At 62.4% G+C, this 17,695-nt stretch carries 19 protein-coding genes; 7 read left to right on the forward strand and 12 right to left on the reverse strand.

Annotated features, from left to right (window positions below; all coding sequences use genetic code 11):
* Nucleotides 1-104: 104 nt before the first annotated feature.
* The 7 genes from QZY44_RS25240 to QZY44_RS25270 form a co-directional block, all read right to left on the reverse strand.
* On the reverse strand, nt 105-1,001 hold the full coding sequence (locus tag QZY44_RS25240; protein WP_295454736.1) for a 2-hydroxy-3-oxopropionate reductase: 897 nt from the start codon (nt 999-1,001) through the stop codon (nt 105-107).
* Nucleotides 1,002-1,208: 207 nt separating this feature from the next.
* Entirely contained in the window at nt 1,209-2,966 is a 1,758-nt protein-coding gene (locus QZY44_RS25245; protein ID WP_295454656.1) for a M20/M25/M40 family metallo-hydrolase, read from the reverse strand.
* A 312-nt stretch (nt 2,967-3,278) separates the two neighbouring features.
* The gene (locus QZY44_RS25250; protein WP_365305240.1) at nt 3,279-3,800 is read right to left on the reverse strand and encodes an NAD-binding protein; all 522 of its coding nucleotides are present in this window, start codon (nt 3,798-3,800) and stop codon (nt 3,279-3,281) included.
* A gap of 154 nt (nt 3,801-3,954) precedes the next feature.
* Nucleotides 3,955-5,709 carry a M28 family peptidase gene (locus tag QZY44_RS25255; RefSeq protein WP_295454658.1) on the reverse strand — a complete coding sequence of 585 codons (1,755 nt, stop codon included), beginning with the start codon at nt 5,707-5,709 and terminating at the stop codon, nt 3,955-3,957.
* Between the two features lie 156 nt (nt 5,710-5,865).
* Complete coding sequence (locus QZY44_RS25260) at nt 5,866-7,029, reverse strand: ABC transporter permease (protein ID WP_295454660.1); 1,164 nt, start codon at nt 7,027-7,029, stop codon at nt 5,866-5,868.
* Nucleotides 7,026-7,952, reverse strand: coding sequence for an ABC transporter ATP-binding protein (locus tag QZY44_RS25265; RefSeq protein ID WP_295454662.1), 927 nt, complete (start codon nt 7,950-7,952; stop codon nt 7,026-7,028). The genes QZY44_RS25260 and QZY44_RS25265 overlap by 4 nt, the downstream gene beginning before the upstream one ends.
* Entirely contained in the window at nt 7,949-8,890 is a 942-nt protein-coding gene (locus tag QZY44_RS25270) for an HlyD family efflux transporter periplasmic adaptor subunit (protein WP_295454665.1), read from the reverse strand. Before QZY44_RS25270 ends, QZY44_RS25265 begins: the two co-directional genes overlap by 4 nt.
* Nucleotides 8,891-9,123: 233 nt before the next feature.
* Between QZY44_RS25270 and QZY44_RS25275 the strand changes: the two genes are divergently transcribed.
* The 7 genes from QZY44_RS25275 to QZY44_RS25305 all read left to right on the forward strand — a co-directional run bounded on the left by QZY44_RS25275 (nt 9,124) and on the right by QZY44_RS25305 (nt 12,814).
* Nucleotides 9,124-9,435 carry a DUF1778 domain-containing protein gene (locus QZY44_RS25275; RefSeq protein WP_295454668.1) on the forward strand — a complete coding sequence of 104 codons (312 nt, stop codon included), beginning with the start codon at nt 9,124-9,126 and terminating at the stop codon, nt 9,433-9,435.
* On the forward strand, nt 9,404-9,877 hold the full coding sequence (locus QZY44_RS25280; RefSeq protein ID WP_295454670.1) for a GNAT family N-acetyltransferase: 474 nt from the start codon (nt 9,404-9,406) through the stop codon (nt 9,875-9,877). The genes QZY44_RS25275 and QZY44_RS25280 overlap by 32 nt, the downstream gene beginning before the upstream one ends.
* Before the next feature lie 335 nt (nt 9,878-10,212).
* Complete coding sequence (locus tag QZY44_RS25285) at nt 10,213-10,494, forward strand: helix-turn-helix transcriptional regulator (RefSeq protein WP_295454671.1); 282 nt, start codon at nt 10,213-10,215, stop codon at nt 10,492-10,494.
* A gap of 313 nt (nt 10,495-10,807) precedes the next feature.
* Complete coding sequence (locus QZY44_RS25290) at nt 10,808-11,638, forward strand: ATP-binding protein (protein ID WP_295454673.1); 831 nt, start codon at nt 10,808-10,810, stop codon at nt 11,636-11,638.
* 12 nt (nt 11,639-11,650) lie between these two features.
* Nucleotides 11,651-12,001, forward strand: a complete 351-nt coding sequence (locus QZY44_RS25295; RefSeq protein WP_295454676.1) for an STAS-like domain-containing protein — start codon at nt 11,651-11,653, stop codon at nt 11,999-12,001.
* Nucleotides 12,001-12,624 carry a PIN domain-containing protein gene (locus QZY44_RS25300; protein ID WP_295454678.1) on the forward strand — a complete coding sequence of 208 codons (624 nt, stop codon included), beginning with the start codon at nt 12,001-12,003 and terminating at the stop codon, nt 12,622-12,624. The genes QZY44_RS25295 and QZY44_RS25300 overlap by 1 nt, the downstream gene beginning before the upstream one ends.
* Before the next feature lie 67 nt (nt 12,625-12,691).
* The gene (locus QZY44_RS25305; protein WP_295454680.1) at nt 12,692-12,814 is read left to right on the forward strand and encodes a hypothetical protein; all 123 of its coding nucleotides are present in this window, start codon (nt 12,692-12,694) and stop codon (nt 12,812-12,814) included.
* Here QZY44_RS25305 and QZY44_RS25310 read toward each other — a convergent pair.
* The 5 genes from QZY44_RS25310 to purD all read right to left on the reverse strand — a co-directional run bounded on the left by QZY44_RS25310 (nt 12,807) and on the right by purD (nt 17,691).
* Complete coding sequence (locus tag QZY44_RS25310) at nt 12,807-13,112, reverse strand: helix-turn-helix domain-containing protein (protein ID WP_295454682.1); 306 nt, start codon at nt 13,110-13,112, stop codon at nt 12,807-12,809. The two genes, QZY44_RS25305 and QZY44_RS25310, sit on opposite strands and share 8 nt — an antisense overlap.
* Nucleotides 13,113-13,185: 73 nt before the next feature.
* A complete protein-coding gene (locus QZY44_RS25315; RefSeq protein ID WP_295454692.1) occupies nt 13,186-13,842 on the reverse strand; it encodes a hypothetical protein in 657 nt (218 codons plus the stop codon).
* Between the two features lie 4 nt (nt 13,843-13,846).
* Nucleotides 13,847-14,647, reverse strand: coding sequence for a hypothetical protein (locus QZY44_RS25320; RefSeq protein WP_295454695.1), 801 nt, complete (start codon nt 14,645-14,647; stop codon nt 13,847-13,849).
* A 266-nt stretch (nt 14,648-14,913) separates the two neighbouring features.
* Nucleotides 14,914-15,603 carry a hypothetical protein gene (locus QZY44_RS25325; RefSeq protein ID WP_295454697.1) on the reverse strand — a complete coding sequence of 230 codons (690 nt, stop codon included), beginning with the start codon at nt 15,601-15,603 and terminating at the stop codon, nt 14,914-14,916.
* A 792-nt stretch (nt 15,604-16,395) separates the two neighbouring features.
* Entirely contained in the window at nt 16,396-17,691 is a 1,296-nt protein-coding gene (gene purD, locus QZY44_RS25330; RefSeq protein ID WP_295454700.1) for a phosphoribosylamine--glycine ligase, read from the reverse strand.
* Nucleotides 17,692-17,695: the final 4 nt, after the last annotated feature.

Genomic DNA, 17,695 nt, shown 5'->3' on the forward strand with positions numbered 1-17,695 from the left:
CGCCCGCGGGGCGATTATTCATATCGTTAAAGGTACTCAGCGACTCTGAAAGTATTCCCGTAGGATGGGTTGAGCGCAGCGAAACCCATCGTCAGCGCTTCGTATTAGTCGTCGCCAGCGGTGTGACCCGAATTCATTGACTCTAACACCTTGTAGATCGCCGCCGAGTCCAGTTCCCCCAGCCCCCGTGCGACCAGCGCGTTGAGGTATTGGGCACAGGCCGCGGCCCCGGGCAAACCGAGCCCCAGGTCGTGCGCGACCTCCCCGACGATCCGCATATCCTTCTGGTGCAGCCGCGCCTTGAAGCCAGGGGCGAACTGGTCATCGATCATCCGCTGGCCGTGGACCTCCAGGATGCGGCTCCCGGCAAAGCCGCCGAGCAGCGCCTCGCGCACCCGCGCCGGGTCCACCCCAGCGGCACGGGCCAGCAGGATCGCCTCCGCCACCCCCGCGATGGTCGCCCCCACCACGATCTGATTGCACGACTTACAGACCTGGCCGGCCCCGCTCCCGCCGACATGGACGATGTTGCGCCCCAGCACCTCAAAGAGCGGTCGGACCCGGGCAAACACCGCCGCCTCACCGCCCACCATGATCGAGAGCGTCCCCTCGATTGCCCCGATCTCCCCGCCCGAAACCGGTGCATCCAGCATGGCGAGCCCGCGCTCCGCCAGGCGTGCGGCGATCACCCGGCTGGCTGAGGCCGAGATACTGCTCATGTCCACCACGACGGTGCCCGGCGCGGCGCCCTCCAGCACCCCGCCCGGCCCCAGGATCACCTGCTCCACGTCCGCGGTATCCGACACCATGGTGAAGATCACGTCCGCGTGCCTGGCAACGTCGGTCGGGCTCGCCCAGGTACTGGCCCCGACCGCCGCCAGCGGCGCCATTGACTCCGGGCGGCGGGCATGGACGGCCAGTTCATACCCGGCGTGCTTCAGGTTGAGGGCCATGGGGCGGCCCATGATCCCGAGTCCGATAAAACCGACGCGATCAGGCAGGGCATCAGGCATGGAGAGTCTCCGGCGATGGTTGGCAGCTTCGCCTAGGATGCCGTCAGTCCATCCTTCTGGCTAGGGGATCGCCGTCATTCCAGTCATACGCGGGGCGGTAACGAGGAACTGCATTGACCCTGGTTCCGTCCGCTCGGGTCTTGACCCAACGTGCGCGCCGGCTTCTCGATCCGAGCCAGCCCCGCATGAGCAAGCTCAGCGCCCCAGAATCGCCCGCCAGCCGCCTCGACCGGGCAAGGCGCCACTCAGGTCGACGAAGTTCGCGATCACCGTCTTGTCCGCCAACACCGTATCAAGGGTGCAGGTGGCCGTGGTCGCATGGGCGCAGTCTCGGCCCCAACTGCCAAAGCGATAGAGATTACCGGCCTTGGCGGTGCAGGTGCTGCTGCTGCCTTGAGGCACCGGATTCGGCGTGCAGGTCACAGAGCCAGCGGCGGCGGGGACGGCGGAGGTATTGATGGTGTAGCTGGTGTTGCTGATGTAGGCAAGATGCGCGACCGTCGCGGCAGAGGCGCGCGCGTAGTTGGTCATATAGGTCTTGTTGAGTGAGTCTGGTGTGTCGGTCGCACTGTGATAATTGGGATTCCAGTCGGTCTTATCATCCTCGATCGCAAACAATGCAGCGAAGCCCCTGCTCCAGAATGAGATATGGTCTGAGGCCTTCGAGCCGTCCGCGATCACCACTGGCTTCAGCAGTCCGCTCAAACCATAGGATTGCGCGACACCTACGAAGACGTCGGCAATGGCTTTATCGCCGGCAAAACCGGGGTCATCGACGGGACGTGTATGCAAATTCAGGACCGGGTCATTGTCGGAATCCCATGCGACCATATCCATGTTATAGACTGCAGAAATCGTCTCAGTCGCTACGGATTGGGCGTAAGCGTCGCTGCCATGTTGGCCCCCCTCCTCACCACCGAAAACAGCAAAGCGCAGGGTGCGATCGAATGATCGCTGACTCGCGGCCCGCGCTATAGAAAGCAGTGCTGACACACCGGACGCATTGTCATCCGCACCCGGTGCAGGGGCTGTCTTCGGCACATCATCTAGGTGAGCAGTCACGAGCACAATTTCATTAGGTCTTGCCTTGCCTTGAAGGGTAGCAATGATGTTCCTGCCGCTCTCCAACGCCGATTGCCAATCCTGGTAGACCACTGCCATATTCGGCAAAGTCAGCTGTTCGTAAATGTATTGGTTTGCCTTCTCCAGATCGGTGGTTCCGGTATAGCGGGTGGTGATGGTGTAAGGGCTTCCACCAATGGTCATAGGTGCCTTGCCCGACAACTTGAGAATGTCGTCGTAGAGTACCTCCTGCTTGATCTGGGCGATCAATGCGGCTACCCGTGGGTCGGCGTAGGGCGCCGCCGCCGCACTGGCTGACCGACGGGGCAACGCACCGGGCGCGAGCGGGCCACTATCCGGGATGCTGCGTGGCTCCAAGACCAGCGGCCTGGAAGGAAGCAGCGCAATCGCGAAACCCATTTCGGCCAGCAGCTCCCGGACACCGGCGGCATCACGTAGCAGGATCTGAAGCCCGTCATCCATCAGCAATTCAAACCTTGATGCCGCCGCCGCCCGCGCCCCCCGGCGGCGCTCGCGGGCAATGATATAGGTGGCGCCGACGGTCACGGTGTCCAGCACCTGATATGGTTGCCGCACGCCCTCCAACTCCCCGGGACTTGCAATCGTCAAGACATACCCTTGCTCAAGCGCATCGCGCAGATGGGCATAAATGGGCAAACCGATCGCTGTGATTGGTCCTGCGACCGCGATCCTGGCGAGCGATGTGCCTGCGCTTTGGGGTACGGCCGCCGCCGGGCCGGCGTTCGACTGTGCGGCGGCGACCGGGGGACATAACAACAACAGATTGAAAAGTGCTGCAACGAAGAATGAGAGTGCCGCCGCTGAGCGGATGCTCGGCACGCAAGGATGCGAAACGATACGATCAGTCATGATAGCCTCACGAAATTTTCGGGTTCCGAACGCTGGTCAGGACCAGACTCTTGGGGCCGGGACTGGTCGCAGGACGTGCCTCGATCCGGGCAACACTCTGATTGTAGCGAGTCCGCTGCCCTTTGCCCGTTGTTTGTTCCGCCACCTGGGCCGGCTTGAGGGTGGCGTGTCCGTGCGCGGGGAGCGCGCCGCGGCGGGTCCGCTCGAGCATGGCAGCAAGCGGCGCGCTGGGGACCGAGATCCGCTGACCCCGGTCATTATCCCGGCCGCTGAACCTCTCCCGCGCGCTTGCGCAAGCAGCAGAACGTCGAATTAACCGGCACCCGCACCTGGCCCCGAGTTCATTGCTTCCAAGACCTTATAGATCGCCGCCGAGTTCAGCTCCCCCTGCCCCCGCCCAACCAGCGCGTTAAGGTATTGGGTGCAGGCCGCGGCCCCGGGCAGACCGAGCCCCAGGTCATGCGCGACCTTCCCGACGATCCGCATATCCTTCTGGTGCAGCCGCGCCTTGAAGCCGGGGGCGAAGTCGTCATCGATCATCCGCTGGCCGTGTACCTCGAGAATGCGGCTCCCGGCAAAGCCGCCGAGCAGCGCTTCGCGCACGCGCGCCGGGTCTACCCCGGCGGCGCGGGCCAGCAGGATCGCCTCCGCCACCCCCGCGATGGTCGCCCCGACCACGATCTGATTGCACGACTTGCAGATCTGGCCGGCCCCGCTCCCGCCCACATGGACGATGTTGCGCCCCAGCACCTCGAACAGCGGCCGGACCCGGGCGAATACCTCCGCCTCACCGCCCACCATGATCGAGAGCGTCCCCTCTGATGGTTGGCAGATTCGCCTGGGATGCCGTCATGCCATCCTTCTGGCTAGGGGCTCGCCGTCATTCCAGTCGTACGCGTCGGTACCGAGGAACCGGATTGACCCTGGTTCCTCATGTCCCAACCGGTGCACAGGCTTCTCAATCCGCGCCAGCGCCGTATCAGCAAGCTCAGCGCCCCAGAATCGCCCGCCAGCCGCCTCGACCGGGCAAGGCGCTACTCAGGTCGACGAAGTTCGCGATAACCGTTTTGTCCGCCAACACAGTAGCAAGGGTGCAGGTGGCCGTGGTCGCATGGGTGCAGTCTCGGCTCCAACTGCCAAAGCGATAGAGGTTGCTTGCCTTGGCAGTGCAGGTGCTGCTGCTGCCTTGAGGGACCGGGTTCGGCGTGCAGGTCACAGAGCCGCCAGTAGCGGGGACGGCGGACGTGTTGATGGTGTAGCTGCTGTTGCTGATGAGCGCAAGATGCGCGACCGTGGCGGCGCAGGCGCGCGCGTAGTTGGTCAGATAGGTCTTGTTGACTATCTCTGGCGTGTCGTTTGCCGTGTGATAATAGCGATTGAAGTCATTATTATCATCCTCGATCGCCAGCAATGCAGCAAAGCCCTGTGTCCAGAATGAGCTATGGTCTGAGTAGATCAAGCCGTCGGCGAGAACAATCGGGCGCAGCAGGCCGCTGAAACCATAGGAGCTCACGACGCCTGAGAAGACGTCGGCAATGGCTTTATCGCCATCATAACCGGGATTACCGACTGGGCGTATATGTAATGCCAGGGAGGGGTCATTGTCGGAATCCCATGCGATCATATCCATGTTATACACCGCGATAATCTTCTGACCCACGACGGATCTGGCATAAGCGTCGCTGCCAAGAATGCCAGCCTCCTCGCCACCGAAAACAGCGAAGCGCAGGGTGCGATCAAATGATCGATCACTCGCGACCCGCGCGAAAGCCAGCAGTGCGGAAACACCAGATGCATTGTCATCCGCACCCGGTGCAGGGAGGGTATTCGGCATATCATCGAGGTGAGCAGTCACGAGAACGATTTCCTCAGGTTTTACCTTGCCGGGAAGAGCGGCGATGATGTTTTTGCCGCTCTCGGAACCTGCTTGCCAATCCTGGTAGGCGACTGACACGTTCGGCGACTGCAGCTGTTCATAAACGTATTGGTTGGCCTTCTCCAGATCGGCGCTCCCGGAATAGCGGGTGGTGATGGTGTATGGGGTTCCACCAACGGTCATGGGTGCCTTGCCGGACAACTTGCGAATGTCTTCGTAGAGCACATCCTGGCTGATCTGGGCGATCAAGGCCGCTACCCTTGGGTCATAGGCTGGGGGTGCCGTACTGGACGCCATACGGGGCGCCGCACTGGGCTCAAGCAGGCGGCTATCCGGGAGTCTTGGTGGCGCCAGGACGAGCGGCATGGAAGGAAGCAGCACGATCGCGAAACCCATTTCGGCCAGCAGTTTCCGTATACCGGCCACATCACGCAGCAGGATCTGATGCCCGTCATCCATCAGCAATTGAAACCTCGATGCCGCTGCCGCCCGCGCCCCTTGGCGTCGTTCGAGGGCAATGACATAGGTGGCGCCAGCGGTCACGGTGTCCAGAACCTGGTACGGTTGCCCGAGGCCCTCCAGTTCCCCGGGACTTGCGATCGTCAAGACATACTCTTGATCACGCGCATCGCGGAGATGGGCGTAAATGGGTAAGCCGATCTCTGTGATTGATCCTGCTACCGTGATCCTGGCGAGTGATGTGTCAGCGCTTTGGGGGACGGATACAGACGGACCAGAGGTCGACTGTGCGGCGGCGACCGGGGGATTGAAAAACAACAGGTGGAAAAGGACTGCAACGAAGAATGACATTGTCGTTGCAGACCTGATGCTCGGCATGCAACGATGCAAAACGATACGATCAGTCATGATAGCCTTACGAAATTTTCGGGTTCCAAAAGCTGGTCGGGGCCAGACTCTTGGGGCCGGGACTTGTCGCAGAATTTGCCTCGTGGCTCCCCACTCTGATTGTAGCGAGTCTGCTGCCCTTTGCCCGTTGTTTGCTCCGTCGACCTGGGTCGCCGCTCAGTCCAGCCGTTTCTTGAAGCGCAACGAGGCGACGAGCAGCCCGACCAGCATGAAGCCGACCAGCCAGAGGGTGTCGAAGGCGACCTCGTGCAGGCCGGCGCCGCGCAGCACCACGGCGCGGACCGTCCGCATGAAGTGGGTCGCCGGCAGGACCTCGGCGATGTATTGCGCCGGCACCGGCATGCCCTCGTAGGGGAACATGAAGCCGGAGAGCAGGATCGAGGGCAGCAGGATGAACACGGTCATCTGCATTGCCTGCAGCTGGCTGGTCGCGATCGTCGACAGGACCAAGCCGAGTGCGAGGCTGGCGCCGATGAAGGCGAGTGTGGTGGCCGCGAGCGCACCAAGCGAGCCGTCCAGCGGCACGCCGAAGATCAGATGGCCCAGCACCAGGATGATGGTGGTCTGCACGATACCGATGCCGATGTAGGGCACGATCTTGCCCAGCATCAGCTCGAGCGGGTGCACCGGGGTGTTGATCAGCATCTCCATGTTGCCGCGCTCGCTCTCGCGCACGATCGCCGCCGAGGTGAACATAACCATTGTCATTGTAAGGATAACAGCGACGAGCCCCGGGACGATGTTGATCGCCGTGCGTTGCTCCGGGTTGAAGAACAGCGCCACCTCGAAGGTCGGGGTCATGCGGTTGGCGGGCTTGCGCAGCAGTTCCGCGAGCGGCATGGAGCGCAGGCCCTTGATGGCCGCGGCGATCATGGTATCCGAGCCATCGACGAGCCATTGCGCGACCGGGCGACTGGTCGGCCCGTCGGTCGCCGGCGGGGTCTCCAGTCGGGGGCTGACGGCTGCGCTGCGCGCAAGCCGTTGGCTCACATCGGCTGGGATGATCATCGCGGCCCGCACCCGCCCGGCGACGATCGCCTCCTGGGCCTGCGGGATCTCGGCATAGCGCTCGGTGAAGCGCACCACCTGCGTCGCCTCGACCGTCTGCGCCAGCACGCGGCTCAAGGTGGTATTGGACTGGTCCACCAAGGCGACCGGGATGTCGCGCACATTGGTGTTGATCGCATAGCCAAACAGCACGAGCTGGATCAGCGGGATCATGACCACCATGCCCAGGGTGGTGCGGTCGCGCCGCAGTTGGATCAGCTCCTTGGTCAGGATCACGAGGATGCGGCGAAGCGAGAGCAGCAGGCCGTTCATGGGCGCTCCTCCCCGGTACTGGTCACGAAAACATCCTCCAGGCTCGGGTGGACCAACTCCAGGTGGGTCGGCAGGGGGTCCAGGGTCTGGTCGCGCAGCCAGGCCACCGGATCGGGGATGCGATCGTGCACCAGCACGCGCAGCCGGCTGCCGAGCTGGGCCGCCGAGACCACCTCCGGCAGCGCGGCGAGCTGCGGCTTCAAGGCCCGGAGGTCGGCCCCCTCGACCTCGACCACGCGCGCGCCCATCGCCGCCATGAGCTCGGCCGGTGCGCCGTCGGCCCGCTTGTGGCCGTCCTTCAGGATCGCGAGCCGATGGCAGCGCTCGGCCTCGTCCATGTAGTGGGTCGAGACCAGGATCGTCGCGCCGGCGTCCACCAGGTCGAAGAGCCGCTCCCAGAAGTCGCGGCGACTCTGGGGGTCGACCGCCGAGGTCGGCTCGTCGAGGAAGAGCAGCGGCGGCTCGTGGATGGTCGCCGCGGCCAGGGCGAGGCGCTGGCGCTGCCCGCCGCTCATCTGCCCGGCGCGGCGATCGCGCAGCGGACCCAGGGCATAGGTCGCGAGCAGGACCTCGATACGTTGCCGGGCGGCGCGCCGTCCCAGCCCATAGATCGCGCCAACGAAGCGCAGGTTCTCAACCACCGTCAGGTCATCATAGAGCGAGAACTTCTGGGTCATGTAGCCGATGCGGCGTTTGAGCCGCTCGGCATCGCGTGGGAGCTCATGGCCCAGCACCCGCACCTCGCCCGCGGTGGGGGTCAGCAGCCCGGTCAGCATCCGCACCGTCGTCGTCTTGCCCGAGCCGTTGGGGCCGAGAAAGCCGTAGATGGTCCGGGGCTCGACGGTCAGGTCCAAGTCGGCGACCGCAGTCAGGTTGCCGAACCGGCGGGTCAGCCCGCGTACCTCGATCACCGGCTCGGTCACGGCATCTCCACCTGGGCCGGGACCCCATTGGGCAGGCCGGCCGCATCGTCGGGCAGCTCCACCTGGGCCAGATACATCAGGCGGGCGCGGTCGCTCGCGTTCAGGGCATAGTAGGGGGTGAAGGCCGGGTCCGAGCTGATCCAACGCACGGTGCCGTCGAAGACCCGGTCGAGCCCATCCACATGGACCTTGAGCCGGGTACCCTTGGTGATCTTGACCCGATAGGGCTCTGGTACATAGATCCGCGCATAGGGGGCCTTGCCGGCCAGCACGATGGCGAGCGGGCTGCCGACCGCGACGCGCTCGCCCAGGTTCCAGGGCAGGTTGTCGAGCAAGCCGTCGCGGGTGGCGACCACGGTCAGGTCCGCCAACAGCGCCTGCTCATAGGCGGACTGCGCCTGCGCGGCCTCCAGCTCCGCCTGGGCGCTCGCGATCTCCTCGGGGCGGGTGCCCGCCAGCAGTTCGTCGAGTTTATCCTTGGCCTCGTCGAGCCGTGCGGCGGCGGCGTCGCGGAGCGCCAGGTAGCGATCGACATCGGCCTGGCTCACGGCCTTGCGCTCAATCAGGGCGTGATTGCGGTCATAGGTGATCTGCGCCTCGCGCAGGTCCGCCGCGCGGCCGGCCACTGTGGCGCGCGCGGCGGCGATGTCCTGGGCGCGCGGGCCGTTGCGCAGCCGCAGCAGCTTGGCCTCACCCTGCGCGACCTGGGCCTTGGCACGGTCGAGCGCGGCGCGCTGCTGTTGGTCGTCGAGCCGCACCAGCACGGTGCCCTCGGTGACCCGGGTGCCCTCCGCCACCGGCAGCGCGACGATCACCTCGGCGACGGTCGCGGTGAGCGCGACGCGGTCGCGCTCCAGGGTACCGAGCGCGACCCCGGGCTTGGTGTCGGAGCAGCCGGCAAGGAGTATTGCGAACCCGATCAGTATCAATCGACGCATGGCAGCGAGCCTCTGGGGATTAGGAATGCCGACCGCGCCCCGAGGTGTCGACGCGGTGGCTGAATCGAGCATGGCGAGCTCGGAGTTCGACCGTCCGAACGCAAGTCATGGCGGTAGGTTAGGCACCGCCCCCGCGGCGGTCAAGACCCATCGGGAAGGCAGAGGATTGGCGAAAGTTGGCGCCATTCTGGCGCCGATGCTATCTTAGAGCGAATCCATTCGGGGAGGTTTCCATGGTATCCAGCAGTCCAAGACAGCTCGAACGTATCGGTGCGCGGGTACCGCCCGAGGTTTTCGAGACGCTGCACCGTGCCGCGGAACTCTCCGGGGCGACGCTCAACCAGTTTCTGGTACAGGCTGCACTCAAAGAGGCGCAGACCGTCATCGAGCGCGAGCAAACCCTGAAGCTTTCCCGGCGCGACGCTGAGCGCTTGCTGGACCTCTTGGAGCATCCACCGCCACCGAACGCCGCACTCGCCACGGCCCAAGCGCGTTATCAAGAATTGCGACGCGATGCTGATTCAGGCTTTAACTGGCAACCATAACCGTCAGGGCTTCGACTGCGGACGCGCCGAACTCAACGACTGGCTGGCGAGAATCGCCAGCCAGCATCAGCACAAGGGTTTATCCAAGACCTTTGTGGCGGTGCCGGACGTCGCGCCCGCGGATATTCTGGCCTACTACGCCTTGACGCTCACCGAGGTGGATACCCGCGCCCTACCGGATGCCTATGCCAAACGGCTGCCCCGCATCATCCCGGGCGTCCGTCTCGGCCGCTTGGCCGTTGCTCGCCACCATCAAGGCAAGAGACTCGGCGAATTGTTGCTGATGGATGCGATGCAGCGGGTGCGAGCGATTCGCGAACATGCCGGTGCGGTAGGGCTGTTCGTTGACGCACTTGATGCCCAGGCGGCCGGGTTTTATGTGCGGTATGGCGCGGTTGCCTTTCTCGATACACCCTTGAAGCTGTTTCTGCCAGTTTGTTAATCCGCCGGTCAGGTTAGCGAAGCGTAATCCGACGATTCATGTCCCGGATGTCGGGTTACGGTGCGTCTGACGTCGCGGATTACCGCAAGAAGGTTCGGTATCCATGCCTAATCCGAGCTACTTACTGGAACCAGGCAAAGTAGCCGACCCTGGCCCCTTGTGCCGGCGAGTTACCTGCCGCACCAAAAATGGTACGCTAGCAGCCATGCCCCCTGAGCTGAGCCGATCCTTGATGTCGTCTTTTTCCGGACCGAGTCTGGCACCGAACCCGTGCGCGACTGGCTCAAGAACCTATCCAGAAGCGACAAGGGTGCCATCGGTGCGGACCTGAAGAAATGAACGAGCACATGGGTAGCAGCCTCGATTCCTTTCTTGAGGAGGGACAATTGCTTGCGCAGTCCGAGGCCATCGCCATCAAGCGCGTCATTGCCTTCCGATTGGAGCAGGAAATGGCGCGACAGCAGTTGACCAAGGCCGACCTGGCGCGGCGCATGGGCACTAGCCGCAGTGCCCTGAATCGCCTATTGGACCCGGACAACACCTCCGTAACCCTGCTGACGCTGGAGAAGGCCGCCAAGGCGTTGGGGCGGCATATTCGCATCGAACTGGCGGCCTGAGGGGAGTCCGCGGGACACAGCGACGAATGAACTGCATCGTTGGTGATTGATGTGGTTCGAGCACAGACTGCCTCTTGCTCGCTTGCTCGCTTGCTCGAAAACTGGAATCTGAGGACAAACAAAGCATTAGATCCTGGCCTCTTCCACTCCAAATTATCGTGGTCTGTCCCTGATAGTCCCTGATAGTCCATAGGGGCGCGTTTGAGTCTGCCTAGGTCCCTGCCATCCTCACCAACGCCTTCCGCGAAACACTTTGACTGCGCTTTGTATCCAGGTGCCGCGCCTGAACGACGGGCCAGCCGATTTTCGCGCCATGGCGCATATCTGGCGTCGAGTGGATATGGCTGGGGATGGAGCGGCAGTGAGTTTCGATTTTTCCGGCTGCGCATTTCTTCAGCCTAACGCGGTGGTGTTTCTCGGTGGCTTGTCCCGCGTGATCCATCACCGGGGCGGCGTTGCGCGATTTCTACTCGATACCATGACTGACCCGTTGCGTGTCAACCTGTTGCAGAACGGTTTCGCCCATGCGATGGGTGCCGGAACTGCACCCTGGCAAGGCAATTCAATTCCCTACCGCGAGTATTGCTCGCAAGATCAGGACGGTATTGCTTACGACTTACGCCGGAACTGGCTCGGGCGGGGGTGGATCAACGTCAGCGCAGGACTCGCCAACGCGGTCGTCGGTCAGATGTGGGAGATCTTCGCCAACGCCTTTGAGCACAGCTCGACTCGTGTCGGGGTGTTCAGCTGCGGCCAGTTCTTCAAGACCCGGCGCCAGCTGACGTTGGCCGTGGCGGATTTCGGGATAGGTATCCCATCAAATGTGCGTTTGTTTCTCGGCCGACCCCAGTTGTCCGCGGCTGAGGCGTTGCGGTGGGCCTTTCAGCGCGGTAATTCAACCACCTGTCGGCTTGCCGGGCCGCGCGGCGTGGGCCTGGATTTGCTCAAGGAACTAGTACGCAAGAACAACGGCACCATGTTGGTCTATAGTCACGACGGTCGTGCCCACATTGACCAGCGGGGCGAAACATACGAAAATCTTGATCCCTTTTTTGAGGGCACCCTGGTTCAGATCCGCCTCTCCTGTGACGATCGGCGTTACGTTTTGTCTGAGGAGGCGCCAAGCCAAGCACCATTTTTCTGACGGGGAGACACTATGTACATCAAGGTTAAAGACCTGGTCGGCGAAAACGCCATGACACTGGCGGACGGCGAGGCCATCTATGGCCGTATTCACGACCCGCTGGCCCAGGGCGAGGCGGTCGAGCTCGATTTCGACGGCGTACAGGTGTTCGCCTCGCCCTTTTTCAACGCTGGTATCGGCCGCCTGTTGGCCGATCTGACCTCGGAGACCCTCAACGCCCGCCTGAAATTCGAGCACCTCTCGGACTTCGGTGCCCGCGTCCTGCGTCGCGTGATTGAGAACGCTAAGGATTACTACACCGCCAACGAGGATCAGCGCAACGCGATTGACCGCATCGTGCGCGACAACGCAGTCGTTGCCTGATGTCCCTGACTGTCCGCGCACGGGTTGTCGATCTACGAACGGACGCCCCGAAGAATTCCGATGTTTTTCTAGTCGATACCAATGCCTGGTATTGGTTGTTCTACCCGCGGGCCTCACAAACTCCGGGTGGCGGTCCGGAACCTTACCAGCTTGGCCACTATCCGGCGTTTCTCAAGTCCGCCATCAGTGCGGGTGCTACCCTGCATTGCTACGGACTCGCCTTCGCCGAACTTGCCCACAACATCGAAAAGGCAGAGCGTGAGATTTACGCCGATCAGGCTGGCCGCGAGATCGGCCCCAAGGCGTTCCGCCACGACTACCCAAGTCAGCGCCGCAAGCTGGTTTCGCTCATTTCCGATACCTGGGCCGATGTACAGAGCGTCAGCACGCTGCTACCCCTCAGCATGGACAACGATTTCATGCGGTCGGCCTTGGCGTTGTTTCCCGCCGTCGGACTCGACGGTTACGATCTGTTTATGGCGGACGCAGCGTTAAGAGCGGGAATCAGCCAGATTGTGACGGACGACGGCGACTTTGCAAGCGTGCACGGCATTACGGTCTTTACCGCCAATCAACGGGTGATTCGCGATGCGCAGGCATCGGGTAAGCTGCTGATCCGATGATCACAAGATAGAGCGAGTTTGATTGCGGACGCGCCGAACTTAACGACTGGCTGGGGAGATAGGTCGGGTGGTCGAAAAAATCATCGCCGACCATCAGCCGCTGAAAGTCACGGCCGGCGCCGGCACCGACGTCATGGTCATCAACGCTGCGGGCAACGGATTATCGACAAGCAGCTACATTTTCAGATGACTTCGCGTAGCACTTCCGGGTGACGAGCCACGATTTTCAATAGCGTCTCTGCTGCACCAGAGGGCCGGCGACGCCCCTGCTCCCAGTGTTGCAATGTCCGTGGCGAGATATGGAGTGCAGCCGCGAACTGAGCCTGAGACAGGTCACACCGCAGACGGGTTGCTGCAACCTCGTTCGGTTCCGCCGTGTAGACTGAGCCATGACGCTCCGCCTTGACATCGCGAATGGCTTGCAGCAGCTCCTCGCCAATATTGCGCTGCGCGTCGCGTTCAAGAAGGTCTTGTTCAGTGAGTGGCATAGCCAAACTCCTCGCCAATCTTTCGGAACCAGGAAAGGTATTCGATCCTGACGCCTTATGCTCGAGTATTGCGCTATATGCCTTCGGACTCCCTCTCCCCGTCGACGGCGATCAGACCGTCTTCGTTTTTATACACCACCAGTCCCTGCAGGTTATCTGGCAAAATTTGTAGGATGCCATCTTCCGCTTCCAGCGAGGCTAGAGCGATTGCAGGTGTGACGATGCTATCGAGCAGCGCTTGACTGGAATCTAGCGAAAGAAGATCAATACTGAATGTCCATTGGGTACGGTTCGCTCGTGGCCATATGATCAAGCGGTTGTGAACGAGGGTCGGCTCGGATTTCGCGTCTAACGGATAGCCCATCCAGTTTTCTTCGAGATCTGCGGGCTCATCCCATAGGAAAACATGAAGCAGTGGCGCATCATTTCCGCTGAAGCCGATCCCATCACCGGAAAGGCTGATTTGATAGCCGAGGTACATATCGGTAGTATGCGGCCCCCGCCTTATGTACCATAAGGGTATCGAAAATGCGACATCCGTATATATCCACTCCGAATCGTCCATCCGAGCGGCGGGGACTGGATCGCCATGCCTGGCATAAGGCATATCAGGATTATCGATTGCCTGCAATAACAGACCGTTAAGCACCGCTCTCAAAGCATCGATTTCCTTCCCATAAGCCGAGATCGCCCTCACGCATTGCGCCAGCTTTTTGCCTTGCTCGGACATCGCTTTATTCCTCGAAAAAGGAGTGAAAAGAACAGCCCAATACAGGCAGGCTTTCGGCTGCCCGCGTGAACCCGTGGAATCCATGATTCAAGCCGCCGTAGAATCGCTGGTGAACGATCCCGGTTTCAGGCGTCGCTGCGGAAAGGTGGGCAAAGCCTCTGAAATGGCAAACGCCGATTTTTTCTAGGAAGCAGTCCGTCGCTGCGGCCCATCGCGCAAGCCCATCATAGTCGCCGGCAAGGCCGGTCAAAACATTACGCAGATCCATCCAGGTAAAAGCAATCAGTCTCCCCGCCGGCCAGATGTCTTGCCCTTGCAGGCATTGTCCCGAAATGGTATCACCAATGTTTGGAGCAATAAAAAAATGCCAGCAGTCGGTTCTGGTACCGTCCTCTAGATATTCCTGCCATTGTTGGCGAAGTTGAAATTCGACCTTTTTTCGGACAAGCCGTTGCCGCCATTTGACCTCGATCAGAATATCGACCCGAGCGCCGTCTTTCGAAGAAAATGCGATATGTGCGTCCGGCTCCTTGGGTTTGCCGATGTTTCCCGGGATTGGCCTGCGCGGCCAAAGCCTTACACTGGATCTTGCAGACACTAGATCCCCAATCACGCAGCCCTTTCCGATTTGGGTAAATACCGCTTGCCAGAAACGGCAAACTTGTCGATCTTCCATAAAGTCGAGCGGCCCGAAAACAATAGATGTTATTTCATCTTCGGCGTTGAACCGTTTGGCCGATTCTGCCCGATGACCAAGATAGCCCCGGCAATGCTCGGTCTTTCTATGGTTAATGGCATGTAGCACTAAAAATCTCCATTAGCGGTGAAAAATGGCAGTGATAGATATATGGCTCCACGGTGCAACCATAATGCAGGTAGAATCCCCTGTATCTATACCAGACCTGCCGCGGGGCCTCCTGATGCCTCGTCCGTCAGGGCGCCGGCGGACCATCCTTCCTCTCAACTCGAGACTCCGCCGCCAATATGTGCAGGAACGAAAAAGGAAGAAACGAGGCCAGGGTCGGACATATCCTGCGTGCTTAGACCCTGGCCCCGCGAGCCTCAAATGTTCTACCCCCCCACCGCAATGCTGACCACATCGCTCCACTGCCCCACTTGCTCATCGTGGAGGCGGTAGATGGCCTTGTAGCGCCAGGCGGCGCTGGTACCGGGGGCGGGCAGCGGGGTCAGATCGGTGGTGTTGGGTTCGGTGTTGATGATCAGGAAGACGAAATTGTGACCGTCATTGCGGTCCACCCAGATCTCGATCCCACCGGCCTTGCCCTTGGTCCATATGATCACCGGATGGCCGGCCTGCATCTGGACGCCCAGCACGGGCTTCCAGGTGCTGGGGTCGATCACATGGGAGGCGCCGACGATCCACAAATCCTGCCCGATGGCCGTCGTGTAGTTCTTGTGGGTCTTCAGATGTGCAACGAATGCCGACGCCCTGGGGATGATACCGGGAAGGACGGCGGGCGGAATGGGTTGATCCAGCGTGGGGGGCGCCGGCCATTCCGCGGCTCCAGTGCCACCGTCCCGCAGCAGATTCTTTTGGGCCGTCCAATGCTGGGCATAGGATTGCATGTCGTTCATGACGTGAAACGCGTAGCGGAAGGCGGTCGCATCGACTTGGCGCACCGCGATATCGGCAGCGCTGATGTCCAGCAGGGTGGCGTATTTGGGTACGGTGAGAGCAAGGTGGTCGAGCAAGTCGGCTTTACCGCTGTCATCGCTTGGCATGTAAGATGAAGTAGGCATCGATCGGCTCCTCCTGACGGCTGTTGGTCTACGAGTGGTCAGCGCCGTTCAACGGGCGCTACGGGAAGACTGATGCGCGTTCGGCGACGATTGACGAATGCTCGGCGACGACTGCTGAGCCATCGGCCACGACTCGGGAGTGCTGCGCGGATCTTGCAGCGTGCTCAGCAGAGCTCGCAAAGCACTCCGCGGACCTCGCAGAGCATTCCGGCAAACCTGGGGATCTCGTACGACAAATGTGAAGCGATAGCCGGCGACTGAAGCGCGCTCGGCAATGAATGCTGGGCGCTCGGCGAGAACCGGTGCCGGGCCACAATGACCGATGAGCGTTTTGAAAGACCCGCGGAGCACTCTGCAAGGTCCGCGGAGCGCTCTGCGAGATCCGCAGAGCACTCTGCAAGATCTGAGGAGCGGCCTTAAGATCCGGCGAGCATCCGGCAAGATCCCCCGAGTGCCCGGCAAGATCCGCGGAACGCCGCCAAAGACCAGGCGAGCGCCCGACACGGAGTCACCAGCGCAAGGCAGGGACCCGCGAGCACACATCGAGAACCTTCGCCAAGTGGGCATCCGACCCTCCACAGCTTGTGATCAAGAGCGCCTGCCGGCGTGTGTGGGCTGGAAATGGATAGGAAAGTCAGCCGCGCGGGACAGGCGCCTTCCCCTGATTTTAGTCGGCTCGAGCGCGCCAGGCAAGGGGGGGCTTAGGACGCGGACGAGTGGGCAACAGGCGCAGCAGAGGGTGGGATGGTCAGCGCCAAGGTCGCCCTGAAGGGCGACCTACAGGCAATGGTGCTAAAGGCCGCCGGCGGCCTCACGGGCAATGGCCCGATAGCCGATGTCGGTGCGGTAATAGGCATCCGGCCAGGCGATCTCGCGCACCCGCCGGTAGGCAAGCCCTTGGGCGTCCCGGGCGGTGTCGCCCAAGGCGGTGACACACAGTACCCGCCCGCCGGCGGTGAGCGTCTGATCGCCATCGCGGCGCGTGCCGGCCTGGAAGACCTTGACGTCCGCGGTGTCGCCCGCCGCCAAGCCGCTGATCGGCCGCCCCTGGGCATAGGTGTCCGGGTAGCCGCCGGCGGCCATGACCACGCCGAGCGCGACCCGCGGGTCCCAGTCGGCCTCAACCTCATTCAGTCGCCCATCCAGGGCGGCCAGACACAGCGCGACCAGGTCGGAGTTCAGGCGCATCATGATCGGCTGGGTCTCGGGATCGCCGAAGCGGCAGTTGTATTCCAGCACCTTGGGGGTGCCGTCCGGCGCAATCATGAGCCCCGCATAGAGGAATCCCACATAGGGCAGGCCCTCGGCGGCCAGCCCGGCGATGGTCGGCTCGATCACCTGGCGCATGACCCGGGCGTGGATTGCGGGCGTCACCACCGGGGCCGGGGAATAGGCACCCATGCCCCCGGTGTTGGGGCCGCGGTCGCCGTCGTCGCGCGCCTTGTGGTCCTGGGAGGTCGCCATGGGCAGGCAATGGGTGCCGTCCACCATGACGATGAAACTCGCCTCCTCGCCGGTCAGGAACTCCTCAATGACGACGCGTGCCCCGGCGCTGCCGAAGCGCCCGGCGCCCAGCATGTCGCGCACCGCCTCGCGGGCGGTGTCCAGGTCCTGGGCCAGGATCACGCCCTTGCCGGCGGCCAGGCCGTCCGCCTTGATCACAATGGGCGCGCCGACTTGCTCGAGATAAGCCAGCGCCGGCTCGACCTCGGTGAAGACGCCGTAGGCCGCGGTGGGGATGCCATGGCGCTCGAGAAAGGCCTTGCTGAAGGCCTTGGATCCCTCGAGTTGGGCGGCGGCCTGGCGGGGGCCGAAACAGGGCAGCCCGGCGGCGGCAAAGGCGTCCACCACCCCGGCCACCAGCGGCACCTCGGGGCCGACGATGGTGAGCCCGATGGCCTGCTCACTGGCGAAGCGCACCAGCGCTGGGATGTCGTCGGCCAGGATCGGGACGTTTTGCACGCCCGGTTCGACGGCCGTGCCGCCATGGCCGGGGGCCACATAGACCAGGTCAGCCAGGGGCGATTGGGCGGCCTTCCAGGCGAGTGCGTGTTCGCGCCCACCGCCGCCGATGATGAGGATGTTCATAGGG

The organism is uncultured Thiodictyon sp., from assembly GCA_903837595.1.
Classification (GTDB): Bacteria; Pseudomonadota; Gammaproteobacteria; order Chromatiales; family Chromatiaceae; genus Thiodictyon.

Coding starts and splice junctions, on each gene's coding strand:
- QZY44_RS25285 (WP_295454671.1), top strand. CDS start 10,213: ATGAACGAGCACATGGGTAGCAGCCTCGATTCCTTTCTTGAGGAGGGA.
- QZY44_RS25310 (WP_295454682.1), bottom strand. CDS start 13,112: ATGCCACTCACTGAACAAGACCTTCTTGAACGCGACGCGCAGCGCAAT.
- QZY44_RS25280 (WP_295454670.1), top strand. CDS start 9,404: ATGCTGATTCAGGCTTTAACTGGCAACCATAACCGTCAGGGCTTCGAC.
- QZY44_RS25315 (WP_295454692.1), bottom strand. CDS start 13,842: ATGTCCGAGCAAGGCAAAAAGCTGGCGCAATGCGTGAGGGCGATCTCG.
- QZY44_RS25300 (WP_295454678.1), top strand. CDS start 12,001: ATGTCCCTGACTGTCCGCGCACGGGTTGTCGATCTACGAACGGACGCC.
- QZY44_RS25260 (WP_295454660.1), bottom strand. CDS start 7,029: ATGAACGGCCTGCTGCTCTCGCTTCGCCGCATCCTCGTGATCCTGACC.
- QZY44_RS25255 (WP_295454658.1), bottom strand. CDS start 5,709: ATGACTGATCGTATCGTTTTGCATCGTTGCATGCCGAGCATCAGGTCT.
- QZY44_RS25295 (WP_295454676.1), top strand. CDS start 11,651: ATGTACATCAAGGTTAAAGACCTGGTCGGCGAAAACGCCATGACACTG.
- QZY44_RS25275 (WP_295454668.1), top strand. CDS start 9,124: ATGGTATCCAGCAGTCCAAGACAGCTCGAACGTATCGGTGCGCGGGTA.
- QZY44_RS25325 (WP_295454697.1), bottom strand. CDS start 15,603: ATGCCTACTTCATCTTACATGCCAAGCGATGACAGCGGTAAAGCCGAC.
- QZY44_RS25270 (WP_295454665.1), bottom strand. CDS start 8,890: ATGCGTCGATTGATACTGATCGGGTTCGCAATACTCCTTGCCGGCTGC.
- QZY44_RS25290 (WP_295454673.1), top strand. CDS start 10,808: ATGGCGCATATCTGGCGTCGAGTGGATATGGCTGGGGATGGAGCGGCA.
- QZY44_RS25245 (WP_295454656.1), bottom strand. CDS start 2,966: ATGACTGATCGTATCGTTTCGCATCCTTGCGTGCCGAGCATCCGCTCA.
- purD (WP_295454700.1), bottom strand. CDS start 17,691: ATGAACATCCTCATCATCGGCGGCGGTGGGCGCGAACACGCACTCGCC.